Origin of the sequence: Mannheimia granulomatis, assembly GCF_011455695.1 — a bacterium.
Classification (GTDB): Bacteria; Pseudomonadota; Gammaproteobacteria; order Enterobacterales; family Pasteurellaceae; genus Mannheimia; species Mannheimia granulomatis_A.
The window spans coordinates 1419774-1435492 of sequence record NZ_CP015030.1 but is presented as its reverse complement, the minus strand read 5'-3'; the positions used below and the strand labels follow the sequence as shown (position 1 = coordinate 1435492).

The following is a 15719-nucleotide window of genomic DNA, read 5'->3' as shown; positions in this document are numbered from 1 at the left end:
TGTAAGCCTAAATCTAGAAAGTTTAGAGGGTAGCATGAGCGAACAAACAGAAAAGAAAGGCTGGTTTAAAAAAGCCTTAGAAAAGTATGATCATTTTTGTGATGAGCTGGGCGTAAATCAAGGGGCTTGTCGTGGCTGTGTACCGATAGTAAAGTTTGACCCGGAGCCGGAAAAAGAGTCTAAAAAGTCAAGTCAAGAAAAAGATTAAAAAAAGCACAATGGTTATTATCATTGTGCTTTTTTTGAGAAAATTGAATTAATCGGCGTAATAGTGTGAGAACCTTAATTTAACGCCCCCTTCATTAGCACAAGGGTTTTGTATGTCAATAGAATAGCTCCCATTAGCGCAAAGTGCTGTGGCATTTCTTGGTTTTACTTGTTCTATTTTTTGAACCTCAGGTGTAGTATTAGACTCACTAATATGAATATTTTTAGGCTGGGAATAGTCGATATTTTCATCCCCTTTTACTACATTAACAGCCTGCTTTGATGAGCAAGCGGCAAGACCTAATGTAATACAGGCAATTATGCCTAGTTTATATGCTTTCATAATCACTTCCTTTTGCTGGTTTTTCTTATAATGTATAAAAAAAGGGCTGATTACTCAACCCTTATCTTGTTTTTAACCGTTAACGCTGAAATTCGCACCTTGTGCGATTTCATCATTTAAGACCGGAATTAATTGTTCTAACTGTTTTTGCTCATATTCGCTTAGCGAGCCGATAGAAAGCACTTGTTCTACGCCATTGAGGCCGAAACGAATCGGGTAGGCGAAGAATGGTGAGTAGCGAGAATCATCGCTATCAATATAAGCATAACGGATGACATCTTCGCCCATTAATCCTCGTAAAACACCACATACGAAGCGTGCTGCAGCTTCCGCCATGGATAAAGTTGCTGAGCCACCACCTGCTTTTGCTTCAACGACTTCTGTTCCTGCATTTTGAATACGATGAGTTAAACGCTCAACTTCTTCTTGAGTAAATTCAAGTTTTAGACCATTTGCGGTTGCTTGAGATAATAATGGGAGGATAGTCGGTGCAGAATGACCACCCACAACAGGCACTTTCACATATTTCACGTTTTCGCCTTTTGTTTCAGCTACAAAAGTTTCTGCACGGATAACATCCAATGTGGTTACACCGAATAATTTACGTTTGTCGTAAACCCCAGCTTTTTTCAATACATCTGCTGCAATTGGAATTAGAGTATTTACAGGGTTAGTAATAATAGCGATACAAGCATTAGGGCAAACTTGAGCTGCTTTTTCTACCAATTTATAGACAATGCTTGCATTTGTGTTGAATAAATCTGCGCGTGTCATTCCTGGTTTACGGGCAACACCTGCAGAAATTACTACTAAATCTGCATTTTCAAGTGCGGGGGCAAGATCATCGCCTACGTATCCGCTAACTTTTACACCGGTTGGAATATGGCTTAAATCCACCGCAACACCCGGTGTAACAGGGGCAATATCATAAAGAGCTAATTCGGTTTGTGCCGGTAAATTGAGTTTTAATAATAGGGCTAGAGATTGACCAATTCCACCTGCTGAACCTAAAAGTGCGACTTTTTTAGACATAAATATTCTCCTAAAAAGTGATAGAAATTTAATGAAAGATAGTGTATGAGAATTTATATTCTGATTCAAACACGAATTTTCATTTTTGAGACATACAGCAAATTTTTGTGGGATTTTTTTGTAAGTCGATTGCTTTTTTTGCATAGATAAGCAAAAATTGTGAATATTTTGATATTTAAATGAATAAGAGACAACTGTGGATAAATTAGATAAGCTTTCAGAAGCTTTTAAATTACTATTAAAAGAAGAAAAATTCGGTTCACAAGGTGAAATTGTAGCTGCATTGCAGGAAATGGGGTTTGATAACATAAACCAATCGAAAGTATCTCGAATGCTCTCTAAATTTGGTGCGGTGAGAACACGTAACACTAAAATGGAGATGGTTTATCAGCTTCCGGCAGAGCTCAGCGTGCCGACTACATCCAGTCCATTAAAAAATTTGGTAGTAGATGTTGATTATAACGAAGCATTGATTGTCGTGAAAACCAGCCCAGGCGCGGCACAGCTTATTGCCCGTTTATTGGATTCTATCGGCAAATCAGAGGGGATCTTAGGTACGATTGCAGGTGACGATACTATTTTCATTACGCCGGTTCGTCATGTGCTAACCGAAGATTTAACCAAGAAGATTACAGAATTATTTGAAACATCATTATAGTTAATTTTGAAGGAGGGCTTATGCCCTCCTTTATGTTAAGGAGTATTTATGAAAATTTTAGTAACAGGCGGTACAGGCTTTATTGGCACTGAATTAGTCAGATGCTTAAAATCTGAAAATCATCACTTTACTCTTTTAACTAGAAATAGAGAACTGAAAAGTGATGATAAACAGATTCAGTATTGTTATTCGTTAGATGAGTTTTCCGATCTGAATGATTTTGATGTTGTGATTAATTTTGCCGGAGAGCCTATTTTTGATAAGTATTGGACAGAAAGGCAGAAAGAAAAACTGTTTAAAAGTCGTATAGAGGTTACTGCTAAATTGAGTAAATTAATTCAGCAAAGCCAACAGCCTCCGCATACTTTTCTTTCCGGTTCCGCGATTGGAATTTATGGCGATTTGCCACAGTCTGCAAATTTTTATACAGAATCGACCGCTTGTATTGCCGGCGATTTTGCCTCCACACTCTGTCAAGCGTGGGAAAATGAAGCTTTAAAAGCAGCGAGTGAGAAAACCCGAGTTTGCCTTATTCGTACAGGCATGGTGCTTTCACCTAATGGTGGAGCTTTAAAAAAGATGTTGCCTCTTTATAAATGGGGCTTAGGCGGAAAACTTGGTTCAGGCAAGCAATATTGGGGTTGGATAAGCCTACAAGATCACGTACAAGCGGTTATCTTTTTACTGAAAAATGCAAATTGTTCTGGGGCATTTAATTTTGTTGCTCCGAATCCGGTTACCAATGCTGAATTTAATCAAGCACTTGCCAGTGCGGTGAAAATACCTGCTATTTTTCATGTTCCGGCATTTATACTGAAATTACTATTGGGCGAGCGAGCAAGCTTGCTATTAGACAATCAGCAAGTCATTCCTGAAAAATTAGAGAGAGCAGGGTTTCAATTCCAAAATCCGCTTTTAAGCGAGAAAGTTTTTCTTAAAGCACCAAAATAAGCTATAATGCTGTATAAAAGAACATATTAAAAGGTGTTTTATGGATTTTTCATTATTGTTAGACGGTTTAAATGACAGGCAGCGAGAAGCGGTTGCTGCTCCTATTGGCAACTATTTAGTATTAGCCGGTGCAGGTTCGGGCAAAACACGGGTGCTAACTCATCGTATTGCTTGGCTGATTGGCGTAGAAAATGTGCCGGAATCGAATATTTTGGCGGTAACCTTTACTAATAAAGCTGCAGCAGAAATGCGACACAGAATTGAGCATACGCTTTCTCAATCGAGTAGTAATCGTCTGTTTGGTATGTGGGTTGGCACTTTTCATAGCATTGCCAACCGCTTGCTGCGTTCGCATTATTTGGATGCCGGTTTGCCACAAGATTTCCAAATTATGGACACCGAAGATCAGCAACGTTTGCTTAAACGCTTGCTCAAACTGCATAATATTGATGAAAAACATTTCCCACCAAAACATGTTGCTTGGTATATCAATGCACAAAAAGATAAAGGAAAACGGGCAAAAGAGATCGAACACCACAACGATCCCAATGAGAAAAAATTGGTTGAGATCTATCAAATTTATCAAGATGCTTGCGATCGTGCCGGTCTTTTGGATTTTGCCGAGTTGCTGATTCGTGCTTATGAATTATTCAAACATAAGCCTGCAATTTTACAGCGTTATCAGCAACGTTTTCAGCATATTTTGATTGATGAGTTCCAAGATACTAACAACATTCAGTATGATTTGATCCGCTTGCTGGCGGGCAATTCCGGCAAAGTGATGATTGTGGGCGATGACGACCAATCCATTTACGGCTGGCGTGGGGCTCAAGTGGAAAATATCCAACGTTTTCTGGATGATTATGACAATGCTCAAACTATTCGTTTGGAACAAAATTACCGCTCGACAGGCCATATTCTAAATTGTGCGAATGAGCTGATTGCCAACAACGACAACCGGTTAGGTAAAAATTTATGGACAGACAGTGGTGATGGCGAACCGGTGGATATTTACTGTGCGTTCAACGAGTTAGATGAAGCTCGCTTTATTGCTTCACAAATCAAACAATGGAAAGAAGATGAGGGCTATTTGAGCGAATGTGCGGTGCTTTACCGTAGCAACAGCCAATCCCGCGTGATTGAAGAAGCCTTAATTCAAGCGAATATTCCTTACCGGATTTATGGTGGAATGCGATTCTTTGAACGCCAAGAAATCAAAGATGCTTTGGCATATTTACGTTTGATTGCCAATCGCCAAGATGATGCTGCGTTTGAGCGGGTAATTAATACTCCAACTCGAGGGATTGGCGATCGCACCTTAGATCTGCTTCGTCAAATTACCCGTAACCGCCAAATTACTTTGTGGCAAGCAGTGCAAGTGGCGATTCAAGAAGAGCAACTTTCAGGGCGTGCCGCTTCAGCATTGTTACGTTTTGTTGAGCTGATTAATGCCTTAGATCAGGAAACCGAGCAGATGTCACTTGCCGAGCAAACAGATTTTGTGATTAAAAAATCTGGCTTATATGAAATGTACAAGCAAGAAAAAGGCGAAAAAGGTGAGGTGCGGATTGAGAACTTGGAAGAGTTAGTGACTGCAACCAAGCAATTTGTAAAGCCGGATGAAGCAGAAGATTTAACTGACCTTACTGCCTTTTTAACTCATGCCTCCCTTGAGGCCGGAGAATCCCAGGCTTCACAACATGAAGATTATGTGGAATTAATGACTCTGCATTCAGCAAAAGGTTTGGAATTTCCACGGGTCTTTATGGTGGGGGTAGAAGAGGGTATTTTTCCAAGCGGGATGAGCTTTGATGAAGGTAGGTTGCAAGAAGAACGGCGTTTAGCCTATGTGGGCATTACTCGTGCCAAGAAAAAACTAACTATCAGCTATGCAGAATTACGCCGTTTATATGGTAAGGAAGAGCGCCATATTCCGTCGCGTTTTATTGCCGAATTGCCGGAAGAAAACATTCGAGAAGTCCGTCTAAGAGGCTCGATTAACCGAGCAGCAAGTTTTGCACAGCCTGCGGCATTTGTAAAAAATCCGCAAAAAACGACCGCTTCCATCTTAAATGACGATACTTGGAAAATGGGCCAGAAAGTCAGCCACGCTAAATTTGGGCAAGGTACGATTATTAACGTGGAAGGCTCAGGCGAGGCAACCCGCTTGCAAGTAGCGTTTGTGGGTAATGGAATAAAATGGTTAATTGCTAAAATGGCGAATTTGCAGAAGATTTAGCAGATAAATATCGTTTCTCTATTTTAATAAGCGGTATCAAAATAGAGAAACTGATTTTAATCTTTTCTCTTAATCACATGCAGTTGATATGGCGGTAAATTTTGGATCACATGGAGTTTCTGTTGATAAGTATTCACGTAGTGATCTACCGCCGGTTTGACTAACATATAATGTCTTTGTTCTCCTTCATTATCTGGTGACCAAAGATAATCATCAAAGCTAATTATTCCTCCTTGTCGAACAAGGCGATGAGCAAGTAGAGCATCGAATAATACATCAGGCGCCTCGTGAGAGCCGTCAATATAAATATAGTCAAAGTAGCCTTCATAGCCATTTGCCAGAAGCTCTATCATTCTTGGGTGTGAATAGCCGCGTTTTTTATGTACGGTAGCAGTTGGGTAATGTGCTATAGCAAGTTTAATATTATGCACAAAATTTTGTTCAACTTGCCCCATATTCCAGACCCCTGCATGTTCTGCACCACCTTCCCAGCTATCGATACAGGTAATTTCCACACTTGGTTGATATTCAAGTGCTTTTTCAATAAAAAAGACGGTTGAACGCCCTTCAAAAGACCCGATTTCTAAAATACGCTGTGGTTTTAGATGATCAAAAATAGAGTTTAAGCTGGGAATATTATGGCTGAACCAATCAGAACTGAAGCTATATTCTGATGATTGGTTGGGTTGGCATATCATTATTTCATTTCCTTTTTAGTGTTTATTTATTCTACTATTTTAGTGAATTAATAACTATTTGGCAAAAAGGAAAAAACCAAAAAGATAACTTTGTACTAAAGCGTCCTTATAGTTATTGTTCTGTTGGAGAAAATAAGATGTAAAAAGCCGATGATTTTTGTGTCCGTTTGTATGTCTTAAAATAAAAAAGTCCAGCATTTTCTGGACTTTTCCTGCCTTAATCTTAGGATGATTTCTGTTTTAGAATGGCATAAAGCTGATCTTTTAGGTGCAATTTCTCTTTTTTTAGCATCTCAACTTCTTCGTGGGTAGCAAGTTCTATATTGGCCTCCATATTTTTAATACGTTGATCAAGTTCGTTATGCTTATCAAACAAGCGAGCAAAATGTAAATCGTTTTGTTTTAATTGTGTGATTAAATCACGAAATTCTGGAAACATATTTGGCTCCTATAGGGTTGTTTGGAAATTTTCTTATGTTTAAATACTAGCACTTTTTTGCTTATTTACTGTTAAATCTTTCTATTTTTTTGAACTTGATCACAAAATTTATATCGAAAATTATAATATGTGATAGCAGTATTTAACGCTATAATAGCAAGTAGGAATTTTATCTTTAAGGACACAAAAATAATGCGTTACAAAGTGGTCTTTTCAATGTTGCTTTCTTTATTTGTAGGAACGGCAAATGCAAATTGGACAAAAATTAATGAAGTAGATTATACGTGGGGACCGTTTAATATTTACAATATTACGCTTTTTACGGAAAAAGGCATTTATACTGAGGGTACTCGTCCGTTAATGTTAACCTTACAGTATAAAAAACCGTGGGAAGGGCGTGATTTTGCCGTTTCTCTAGCAAGAACTTGGAATAATTTAGGCATTAAATTACCGGAAAAAGAAGTTGATGAAGTTATTACTCATCTTAGAAAAACCTTTCCTGATATCAAACCGGAAGATAATTTACATTACATTGCCTTAGAAGATAGAGGCTATTTTATTTTAAACGACAAAGTAGTATCTGATATTTTTAATAAAGAGTTTAGTGATGCTATTGTCGCTATTTGGCTTGATCCGAAAATGGATATTAGCCGTCAATTGCTTGATCCTTCTTACAAGGCTCAACCTAAGCCAGTTGAAGCAAAAACGGAAGAGGTTATCGTAGCCAATACAGAAAAAAAGGCTGAAGAAACAGAAGTTGAAGAGAACGTTAAATTGAATTCAGAAAAAACAATCGTACCGGCTGAACAGGAATTATCAGCAAAAGCACCTTCCATGAATGAAAAAGTGGACGCTGTCCCGGCTTTAAGCAATATTACATCAGAGAGTCATAGCGAGGGTTCAGTAGAAAAGGCAGGGGAAGTAAAACAGACTGAGATAAAAAGCGAAGAAAAGTCGAAGCAGACAGAATTGGAAAATCCGGAAATTTTTATTTCACCGATTTATGATGATTTCTTAATGCTATCGAAAAATTATATTTAAGCGAATTAAAGCAAAAAACAAGCGGTAAAATTTTCAAGAAATTTTACCGCTTGTTGGTTAAAAGAAAGGATTAACCTAAAATTTTCGCTAATTCCGCACTCACTTCTTCCACAGGTTTTGTACCGTCTAAACGTTCATAACGCGTGTTGCCTGCTTCTGCTTCAGCGGTATAATAAGCGACTAATGGTTTAGTTTGTTTATGATAAATCGCCAAACGCTCTAATACGGTTTCAGGTTTATCATCTTGGCGGATAATTAAATCTTCGCCTGTTACATCATCTTTGCCTTCCACTTTTGGTGGGTTGTAAACCACATGGTAAGTACGACCAGACGGTTGGTGAACACGGCGTCCGCTCATACGCTCAACGATCACTTCATCAGCTACATCAAACTCTAGCACTAAATCAATTTTTACGCCTGACTCTTTTAATGCATCTGCTTGTGGAATTGTGCGAGGGAAACCGTCTAATAAGAAACCATTCGCACAATCCGGCTGCGCGATACGATCTTTTACTAATGCCACCGTTAATTCATCTGGTACTAATTTACCTTCGTCCATTAAGGCTTTTGCTTGTTTACCTAATTCTGTTCCTTCTTTGATTGCAGCACGGAACATATCGCCCGTTGAGATTTGCGGAATACCGAATTTGCCCATAATAAATTGAGCCTGTGTACCTTTGCCTGCACCCGGTGCACCTAATAAAATCACTTTCATTTGAGGACCTCGCTAAAATAAAAAGAATAATAAATTAATTAGGCAGTAACCTTACCGATTACTGCCTGAAATTGCAAATTTTTTATTAAAGTTATTTAAAACTCATAGCGTAAATTTAAGTGAGTGTAAAATGGCTCCCCGTAAGTATATTGACCAAAACTAAGTGCATTTCGATATTTTTTATCGAATAGGTTATCAATATTAAGTTGAACAGAGAGATTATCATTAAATTGATAGCGTGCCATTAGATTTGCTAAAGCATAAGATTTTTGCTGATAAATACCATAATTGGCTTGCTTAGTGTAGATCTTACTTTGCCAATTTATCCCGGCACCAACGGTTAGGCCTTGAATCAAGCTGTTCATATTATAAGTTGCAAAGAGCTTAAATTGTTTACGTGGCTGAGTAGTATTGATAGGATTACCTGTAGCATCATTACCTGTCCACTGTGTATAACCAGCACTCAGTTTTAATTCTTGAGTGAGGTTTCCGGATGCTTCAATTTCAAAACCTCTTACTTTTGCTCCTTTGCTGGTTTTATAGTAACCTAATAAAGTATTAGGATTGATACCTACGTATTCTGCCAAATTATCCTGTCGGGTTTCAAATACGCTCAATTGAGTTTGTAGATTATTGCTGAAATAACTACCTTTCCAGCCAGTTTCATAAGTTTCTCCTGTAACAGGGGAGAGGAGCTTATTATTATAATCTACATAGTTTTGTGGTTTGAAGATATCAGTATAGCTTACATAAACTGTGTTTTGAGGGTTAATATCGAATGTTAATCCTACATAAGGTGTCCAGACATCATGTGCATTGAAGTTTTGTTTTGTGCCATAATAAATCCCCTCGGTACGGTATGAGGAAATACGAGATCCTAATATAGTGGATAGTCTGTCTGTAATACGTAAGCGAGTTGATACATAAGCACCAAATTCTGTTAAGTTTTGATAGTATTTTTCAGACATATTTCCCCATTTCGGTCTGGCGTAGCTACCATCCCAGCGGTTAAAATCAGATGCGCCATCAAAAATACTATTATCAGCAGCATAGGAGTTACGATGCACTCTATTGTATTGAATGCCAAATGCTGCACTGTGTTCTAACCCCCAGGCAGAAAATGAACCGGACAGATCGAGTTGAACATTAGATTGAGTATTTTCATTTCTAAATTTGCCAGGCCAAGGTGACCAGCCTAGCCCATCTTGGCGATTGAGACTAGAGCCACTAAAATAGAAAAGTTCGGAGTTATGTTTGCCGATGCGGTAATTACTTTTTAGGGCTATCTCCCATTTATCACCTAGTTTTTGAGTCAGATCTGCGAAATAGTTCACCGATTCATTATCCCAATATGTCCAGTCTGGGCTTGCATTTTTGCTTCTAATCCAGTTAGTTTCTTCTCCATCACTATAGAATGCAGGTAAACCACCCCAAAGAGCAGCATTACGCTTTTCTTTTTGGTAACTAATTCCTAATCCGAGTTTAGTCGTATCGGTAAGATCCGCTTCAATATTACCGTATAACGTGGTATAACGTTCTTTTTCGTTTTTAATAAAAGTATTGCCGTTTTTATGCTCAACAATAAAGCGACTTTTTACTGAGCCTGAGGAATTCAATGGCAGGCTATGATCTATCATGGTATTGATATCGCCATAACGACCGATACCACCTTCTAAAATAGTATAATGACTTGTGCTGTTAGCACGTTTACGCACTAGATTCACACTAGCAGATGGATCACCTGCACCAGTTGTTAGTCCTGTAGCGCCACGTACGACTTCTACTCGATCGTATAAGACACTATTCTCGGTACTTTCTCCCGTTGTCCATTGATTATTGATTTTGAGATCCATACCATCAACTTTGACTTTATCAATTCCAAATCCACGAGCACTAAAGGAATAACGCCCACGGTCAAATGCTGAAACGGATATACCATGTGTTGCTTCTAATACTTTGGCAAGAGAATTTAGATTTTGGTCTCTAATCTGTTGGTGTGTTACCGCTGTTACACTTTGTGGTGTTTCTTTTGCTGTCAATAGCATTCCAGTAGAACCTTTAGCTGTTTTCTGGCTATAACGTCCGGTTTCTTCCGAAGAAGTACTTTGCTTTTCTGCAGTTACTTCAACTGTATCAAGATGGGCAACAGTTTCTGCATAAGCTGTTGAAATTAATCCTATACTAGAACCATATAGGGCAATTCGTATTGCTTTAGATGTCACATTCATGTTTTTCTCCTAAGAATAAATAGAATTATTTACGTTTTATTAACAGCAGTAAGAAATAAACTCCTCCTAAAATCGAGACTATAATGCCAGCTCCAATTTCATAAGGAAAAGTTAAATAGCGGCCTAACCAATCTGCAATCAACATTAAAATCGCCCCTAATAATGCGGCCATAGGTAGTTGTTTATCAGGGGTGATGGCACCTAGATAACGAGCTAAATGTGGTGTCATTAAACCAACAAAACTCATTGGACCTACAGCAAGAGTGGAGGCTGCACTCATTAATGCGATTAAAAGAAGCAAAATAGTTTGAACTTTTTTTACCTCTAGCCCTAAATGACGAGAAACAGTTTCTCCAATTGAAATTAGATGGAGAGGTTTAATAAAGAGTAAGCTCAGGCTGATAAGGAGTATAGAGATAGCTAATAAAATCCATACGGTGTTAGGGTTAGTATAATAAGTAGAGCCTGAAAGCCAGCTAATTACGGCAGTTAAACGTGGATTACTACTTAATTGGATAATCGCCATTACACTATTTGCAAAAGTACCTATTGCTACACCTGTGATGATTAATGCTGAAGGTTGTAATTTACGTGATAGCCATATAATCAGAGCGAGGGTAGCTAAACTTCCTAATACACCGAAGCAGAGAAATCCGAGTGCGGATAATGTCGGTATAAATAAAAAGGAAAGTACAGCTGAAATGGACGTCGCAGAACTTATACCTAATACTTCCGGACTTGCCATCGGATTCCGAGTCAGTATTTGAAGTAGACTACCACTTACGGCGAGCATAGCGCCTGTCGCAATAGCGCTTAAGCTACGAGGTAAGCGATATGCATTGATAAGATGTTCATCAATGCTGATTGACCAACCTGTAATAGTAGGTACTATGATTTGTAATATTCCAAATAGAATTATTCCTCCACATAGAAGTTGTATAGGAAGTTTCCAGGAGTTTAAACGTTTAACAGGTAAATAACTTGTATTATTTGTAGACTCAAATTGGCTTTTTCTCTGGCGTAAAACGAAAAAAATTAATAATGGGGCACCAAGTGTTGCTGTAAATGCACCAATAGGAAGGAGGGTATTTGTAAGATTGCCAATAATACTAATCAGATTGTTAGTAAAAAATAGCAAAAATCCGCCCGCTAGAAAGGCAGTTAATAAGCGAGATGATAAATGTCTGATTTTGCAAAAATGAGCGAAACTCGCACCGGCAAATCCAATAAAACCGATTACACCGATTTTACTGACGACTAGTGAAGTGATTGCTGCACACACTAAGATAATTAAATAGCGTAATAAATTAACAGGTGCACCTAAACGACGAGCTTGTTCATCGTCCAAACTTAAGATGCTGAGTGGACGAGAAAGCAAGATAAAGATCAATAGGGTAATTAAGGCTGTGATTGCTAATATGAAAGTAGTTTCCCAACCATCTTGCAGGAGTGAACCGCTTCCCCACACCATAATTCCAAAGAGAAAATCGAAGTAAAATAGGGTAAGAAAAGAGGCAATAGCACCAAAAAGAATATTAATAATTAGTCCACCTAAAATAAGTGTTAGTGGATTAAGTTTAGCGACCTTTGCAATAAATAGAACCAAGAGTATCGCGATTAATGCACCGATAAACGCAACCCAAAAGCTAGAAAATAGCTCAGCTGCCGGGAAAAAAATAACAGTTATCATTAACGCAAGTTGAGCGCCACTACTAACTGCAAGGGTGCTATCTGAGGCTAAATTATTTCTGACAATATGCTGTAGCCAGCTACTGGCAGTTGCTAATAACCCCCCAGCTAAGAAAGATGTCGCCATTTCTGGTAAAAGAGAGACTTTTACTGTTGCTTGTTCCATCGATAATAAGTCGGCATTTTGTACCAACAATATCCAATCCCACTTCCACATCATATCTAACCGTATAACTGCAGTAATCAAGGAGAAAAGAACGAAAATAATCAACAAAAATGATGATTTCATTACTTTTTCTCCTTAGTTGCGAGTTGGTTATCAGGCTGTGTCATAGCGTAATGTAGAAATTCAGCAAAATGTGAAATTGAATCAGGGCCGCCAAAAAGCCAAACAGGCGGCAGCACTTTCATACAACGGCTTTTACCAAAGCCCAAACGTTGCCAAATATAGCTTTTTGCTAAGTCAGCTTGTGTCATTTTTGAAAAAGGAGAGATGATAATTAAACAGGTACGTTCTGGTAGCTTTGCCAGTTCACTTACGGTGATAAGTTTATTTCCCCAGCGATCGCCTACACCCAAATCCGCTTGTTTTAAGCCCATTAAATCGAAGGCAACATGGAACATAGAGTTTGATGCATACAAACGTAGCTCTTTGGGGGAGCCAAATTGTACCACCGCATAGTGGTCTATTTCTGGCGCATTTTTGCGAATATCTATTCCCCATATAGCTAGCTGATTTTCAGTATGTGTTAAGTAAGCCTCTGCTGCCTGAGGATTTTTTATAGCTTCTCCTATAACACGTGTCGCTTTTTGATAAGTATGCCAAGATTGTATATGTTCAAGGTTTCCGCCATCAAAAAGTACATCTATTTGTCTGATTTCTTTTGAGTAAACAGAGGATAAATGTGCATAGAAAAAGTTAGATAAAACCAGATCCACAGGCAGTTGTGCTAATAATTCACGATTAGGCTGATAACGAGTACCAATGTCTAATACGCTATCAGGCTGGATTGGACGATGTGACCATAATGGATAGATCCGTTTATCTCCCATTGCAATAGGGGGATTACCCATTTCAGTAAGGGCCGAGGCAATAGACCAATCTGGTGTGAAAATCTTCGTTTGAGCAAATACAGTAGAAATTTGTAAAATAAAGAGAAAAAATAACCGCTTGAATAAATGCTTTATCATAGAACCGCCACTTTATGCTCACCTTCAGGGTGCTTAAATAAATGTAGCTTTAGACCGAAGATGTCTAGCAATTTTTCTTCTTGCATTATTTCATTAACTGATGCTTTGAGGTAGAGATTTCCCTGCTTTAACGCAATAATCTCATCACAGAATTGAGCAGCAAGATTGATATCGTGAATAATGATAATGACGGTTAAGCTCTGCTCATTGACCAAACGACGAACAAGTTGCATAACTTCAACTTGATAAACAATATCAAGAGCTGCTAGAGGTTCGTCCAACAGTAAATACGGAGTTTGTTGAGCTAAACACATTGCTAACCAAACACGTTGCTTTTCACCACCGGATAAACTATTTACCGGCTGATTAGCAAATTGAGTTACAGATGTCCTATCCATTGCGTCATTGATTATTTGTTTATCTAATGTGGTTGGTTTTTGTAACCATTTTTGGTATGGGAATCGACCCAAAGAGACTAATTCATGTACTAAGAAATCCTCGGCCTCAGGTAAGCGTTGTGGCAAATATGCAATATGTTTTGCCGCTTCTTTAGTTGAAAGTTGGTTAAGTGTCACGCCATCAATAAGTATAGAACCGCTAGTCGGCTGAATATCACCGCCAAGTAGACGCATTAAAGTAGATTTTCCTGAGCCGTTATGGCCTATTACGCCATATAGCCTCCCTTTTCCTAAATTAAAGGATATATTGTTGAGTAACTTACGATGTTGCTCAACAATGTAACTAACGGAATTAACTTGGATCATAGTGTTGTGTTTATAATAAGCATAAAAAAGGTGGGAAATGCCCACCATAAATACAAAAGAAAAATAGTTACGGAATACTTTTAAAAGTGTACTAAATATATTTAAATTGAAAATGCAAGTCAATATCATTTTATTTTTTATGAGGTTAAAAAGCAGATATAAAAAAATAACCTATTGAATAGTTAAATAATTCAATAGGTTATAAGTGGTCTGATATTTTAAATATTTCTTAAGTTTGGTGCCAAGGTGCTACTTTAAACAGCATTAACATTCCCGGAATGCCGATAAAAAAGCAGAGCCAGAAGAATTGATAGTAGCCCATCATTTCCACTAAATGCCCTGTGTAGGCGCCTAACATTTTGCTTGGTAGGGCAGCAAGGCTGGTAAAGATTGCTAACTGCATTGCAGTATAAGCCGGGTTGGTTTCACGAGCCATATAGGCAACAAAGGCTGCGGTGCCAAGCCCTACACCTAAATATTCACCTGCCATTACCAAACCTAATCGCCAAAGTTCAGCAGCACCAATACTCTCGGTCGGGAAGTGGCCGAAGCTGGAAAGGTAGGCAAATCCTAAAATGGTGATTAATTGAACAAAGCCAAACAACCACAAGGCGCGGTTTACGCCTAATTTCAGCATGGCAATACCGCCGATAATACCACCTCCAATGCTACACCAAAGGGAGGTCATTTTGACAATGCCGGCAATATGAGATTTAGTAAAGCCCATATCCAAAATAAATTTAGTTTGCAGAGTAGTCGCTAAAGAATCGCCCAATTTATAGAGAAAAATAAACAAGATTAATCCAATTGCACCCATGACACCTTTACGGGTGAAAAACTCTTTAAATGGATCGACAAACGCCATATAAAACGGCTTAGAACGATCAATCGGATTGTGATGAGGCTCTTTGGCAATCAGCGTAATCAGCAAGCAAGGCAGCATAAAACTAGCGGTGATAAAAAATACCGTATCCCAATCAAAATGATCTGCTAAAAAGAGTGATAAGCCACCGGGAATCAAGCCTGCAATGCGATAAGCATTGACGTGGATAGAATTTCCTAATCCTAGCTCGTTATCACTTAGAATTTCACGCCGAAAAGCATCCACTACAATATCTTGTGAAGCCGATAAAAATGCCAATGCAACAGAAAGTGTAACAACAATCGAAATATCTTGTACCGGATCAAACAATCCAAAGCTGGCTAAAATTACCAACAAGCCTATTTGTGAAATGAAAATCCAACTACGACGTCTGCCTAAAAATGGCGGAAAATAGCGATCTAATAAGGCCGCCCAAAGAAACTTCCACGTGTAGGGCAAAGAGGTAAGGGTGAAAGCTGCGATCGTTTTAATATCAAGATTAGCACTGGTTAGCCAAGCAGGCATTAATTGAATTAATACAAACAGCGGTAAGCCTGAACAAAAGCCGGTATAGACACAAAGCAACATATTTTTGGTGAAAATTTGCTTCCAAATAGAGGGTTGAGGCAGAGTACTAGCGGTCATATTTTTCCTATATTTTG

General features: G+C 38.5%; 15 protein-coding genes. 5 read left to right on the top strand and 10 right to left on the bottom strand.

The features are described from left to right. Nucleotides 1-34: 34 nt before the first annotated feature. Nucleotides 35-208 carry a DUF5363 domain-containing protein gene (locus tag A4G16_RS06825; protein ID WP_165889258.1) on the top strand — a complete coding sequence of 58 codons (174 nt, stop codon included), beginning with the start codon at nt 35-37 and terminating at the stop codon, nt 206-208. Nucleotides 209-256: 48 nt separating this feature from the next. On the opposite strand, the gene A4G16_RS06820 is transcribed toward A4G16_RS06825, so the two are convergent. Next, nucleotides 257-550: a hypothetical protein gene (locus tag A4G16_RS06820; protein ID WP_165889257.1), complete on the bottom strand. Its 294-nt coding sequence runs from the start codon at nt 548-550 to the stop codon at nt 257-259. Nucleotides 551-622: 72 nt separating this feature from the next. Further along, entirely contained in the window at nt 623-1582 is a 960-nt protein-coding gene (gene mdh / locus A4G16_RS06815) for a malate dehydrogenase (RefSeq protein ID WP_165889256.1), read from the bottom strand. A 196-nt stretch (nt 1583-1778) separates the two neighbouring features. Between mdh and argR the strand changes: the two genes are divergently transcribed. From argR to uvrD, 3 genes are read left to right on the top strand one after another with little or no spacing between them, the layout of a single operon-like run. Beyond that, the gene (gene argR, locus A4G16_RS06810) at nt 1779-2240 is read left to right on the top strand and encodes a transcriptional regulator ArgR (RefSeq protein ID WP_027074115.1); all 462 of its coding nucleotides are present in this window, start codon (nt 1779-1781) and stop codon (nt 2238-2240) included. A 48-nt stretch (nt 2241-2288) separates the two neighbouring features. Next, nucleotides 2289-3191: a TIGR01777 family oxidoreductase gene (locus A4G16_RS06805; RefSeq protein WP_165889255.1), complete on the top strand. Its 903-nt coding sequence runs from the start codon at nt 2289-2291 to the stop codon at nt 3189-3191. 40 nt (nt 3192-3231) lie between these two features. Next, on the top strand, nt 3232-5430 hold the full coding sequence (uvrD, locus tag A4G16_RS06800; RefSeq protein ID WP_165889254.1) for a DNA helicase II: 2199 nt from the start codon (nt 3232-3234) through the stop codon (nt 5428-5430). Between the two features lie 56 nt (nt 5431-5486). Here the strand turns inward: uvrD and A4G16_RS06795 are convergent, their stop codons facing one another. Continuing rightward, nucleotides 5487-6128 (bottom strand): class I SAM-dependent methyltransferase, encoded by a 642-nt coding sequence (locus A4G16_RS06795; protein WP_165889253.1) that lies wholly within the window; start codon nt 6126-6128, stop codon nt 5487-5489. Between the two features lie 223 nt (nt 6129-6351). Further along, on the bottom strand, nt 6352-6567 hold the full coding sequence (locus tag A4G16_RS06790) for a YdcH family protein (protein WP_165889252.1): 216 nt from the start codon (nt 6565-6567) through the stop codon (nt 6352-6354). Between the two features lie 192 nt (nt 6568-6759). Here A4G16_RS06790 and A4G16_RS06785 point away from each other — a divergent pair, with 192 nt between their 5' ends. Beyond that, complete coding sequence (locus tag A4G16_RS06785; RefSeq protein WP_165889251.1) at nt 6760-7608, top strand: dihydroorotate dehydrogenase; 849 nt, start codon at nt 6760-6762, stop codon at nt 7606-7608. A 70-nt stretch (nt 7609-7678) separates the two neighbouring features. On the opposite strand, the gene adk is transcribed toward A4G16_RS06785, so the two are convergent. The 6 genes from adk to A4G16_RS06755 form a co-directional block, all read right to left on the bottom strand. Further along, nucleotides 7679-8323, bottom strand: coding sequence for an adenylate kinase (adk, locus tag A4G16_RS06780; RefSeq protein WP_165889250.1), 645 nt, complete (start codon nt 8321-8323; stop codon nt 7679-7681). Between the two features lie 95 nt (nt 8324-8418). Next, nucleotides 8419-10551, bottom strand: a complete 2133-nt coding sequence (locus A4G16_RS06775) for a TonB-dependent siderophore receptor (protein WP_165889249.1) — start codon at nt 10549-10551, stop codon at nt 8419-8421. Between the two features lie 25 nt (nt 10552-10576). After that, a complete protein-coding gene (fhuB, locus tag A4G16_RS06770; RefSeq protein WP_165889248.1) occupies nt 10577-12529 on the bottom strand; it encodes a Fe(3+)-hydroxamate ABC transporter permease FhuB in 1953 nt (650 codons plus the stop codon). Beyond that, nucleotides 12529-13431: an ABC transporter substrate-binding protein gene (locus A4G16_RS06765; RefSeq protein ID WP_165889247.1), complete on the bottom strand. Its 903-nt coding sequence runs from the start codon at nt 13429-13431 to the stop codon at nt 12529-12531. The genes fhuB and A4G16_RS06765 overlap by 1 nt, the downstream gene beginning before the upstream one ends. Further along, nucleotides 13428-14195, bottom strand: a complete 768-nt coding sequence (locus A4G16_RS06760) for an ABC transporter ATP-binding protein (protein WP_165889246.1) — start codon at nt 14193-14195, stop codon at nt 13428-13430. The genes A4G16_RS06765 and A4G16_RS06760 overlap by 4 nt, the downstream gene beginning before the upstream one ends. 229 nt (nt 14196-14424) lie before the next feature. Continuing rightward, nucleotides 14425-15702, bottom strand: a complete 1278-nt coding sequence (locus A4G16_RS06755) for an AmpG family muropeptide MFS transporter (protein ID WP_165889245.1) — start codon at nt 15700-15702, stop codon at nt 14425-14427. Nucleotides 15703-15719: the final 17 nt, after the last annotated feature.

Bases quoted from the DNA above. Each gene is read 5' to 3' on its own strand.
- A4G16_RS06825 (WP_165889258.1), top strand. From the start codon at position 35: ATGAGCGAACAAACAGAAAAGAAAGGCTGGTTTAAAAAAGCCTTAGAA.
- A4G16_RS06820 (WP_165889257.1), bottom strand. From the start codon at position 550: ATGAAAGCATATAAACTAGGCATAATTGCCTGTATTACATTAGGTCTT.
- mdh (WP_165889256.1), bottom strand. From the start codon at position 1,582: ATGTCTAAAAAAGTCGCACTTTTAGGTTCAGCAGGTGGAATTGGTCAA.
- A4G16_RS06805 (WP_165889255.1), top strand. From the start codon at position 2,289: ATGAAAATTTTAGTAACAGGCGGTACAGGCTTTATTGGCACTGAATTA.
- uvrD (WP_165889254.1), top strand. From the start codon at position 3,232: ATGGATTTTTCATTATTGTTAGACGGTTTAAATGACAGGCAGCGAGAA.
- A4G16_RS06795 (WP_165889253.1), bottom strand. From the start codon at position 6,128: ATGATATGCCAACCCAACCAATCATCAGAATATAGCTTCAGTTCTGAT.
- A4G16_RS06790 (WP_165889252.1), bottom strand. From the start codon at position 6,567: ATGTTTCCAGAATTTCGTGATTTAATCACACAATTAAAACAAAACGAT.
- A4G16_RS06785 (WP_165889251.1), top strand. From the start codon at position 6,760: ATGCGTTACAAAGTGGTCTTTTCAATGTTGCTTTCTTTATTTGTAGGA.
- adk (WP_165889250.1), bottom strand. From the start codon at position 8,323: ATGAAAGTGATTTTATTAGGTGCACCGGGTGCAGGCAAAGGTACACAG.
- A4G16_RS06775 (WP_165889249.1), bottom strand. From the start codon at position 10,551: ATGAATGTGACATCTAAAGCAATACGAATTGCCCTATATGGTTCTAGT.
- fhuB (WP_165889248.1), bottom strand. From the start codon at position 12,529: ATGAAATCATCATTTTTGTTGATTATTTTCGTTCTTTTCTCCTTGATT.
- A4G16_RS06765 (WP_165889247.1), bottom strand. From the start codon at position 13,431: ATGATAAAGCATTTATTCAAGCGGTTATTTTTTCTCTTTATTTTACAA.
- A4G16_RS06760 (WP_165889246.1), bottom strand. From the start codon at position 14,195: ATGATCCAAGTTAATTCCGTTAGTTACATTGTTGAGCAACATCGTAAG.
- A4G16_RS06755 (WP_165889245.1), bottom strand. From the start codon at position 15,702: ATGACCGCTAGTACTCTGCCTCAACCCTCTATTTGGAAGCAAATTTTC.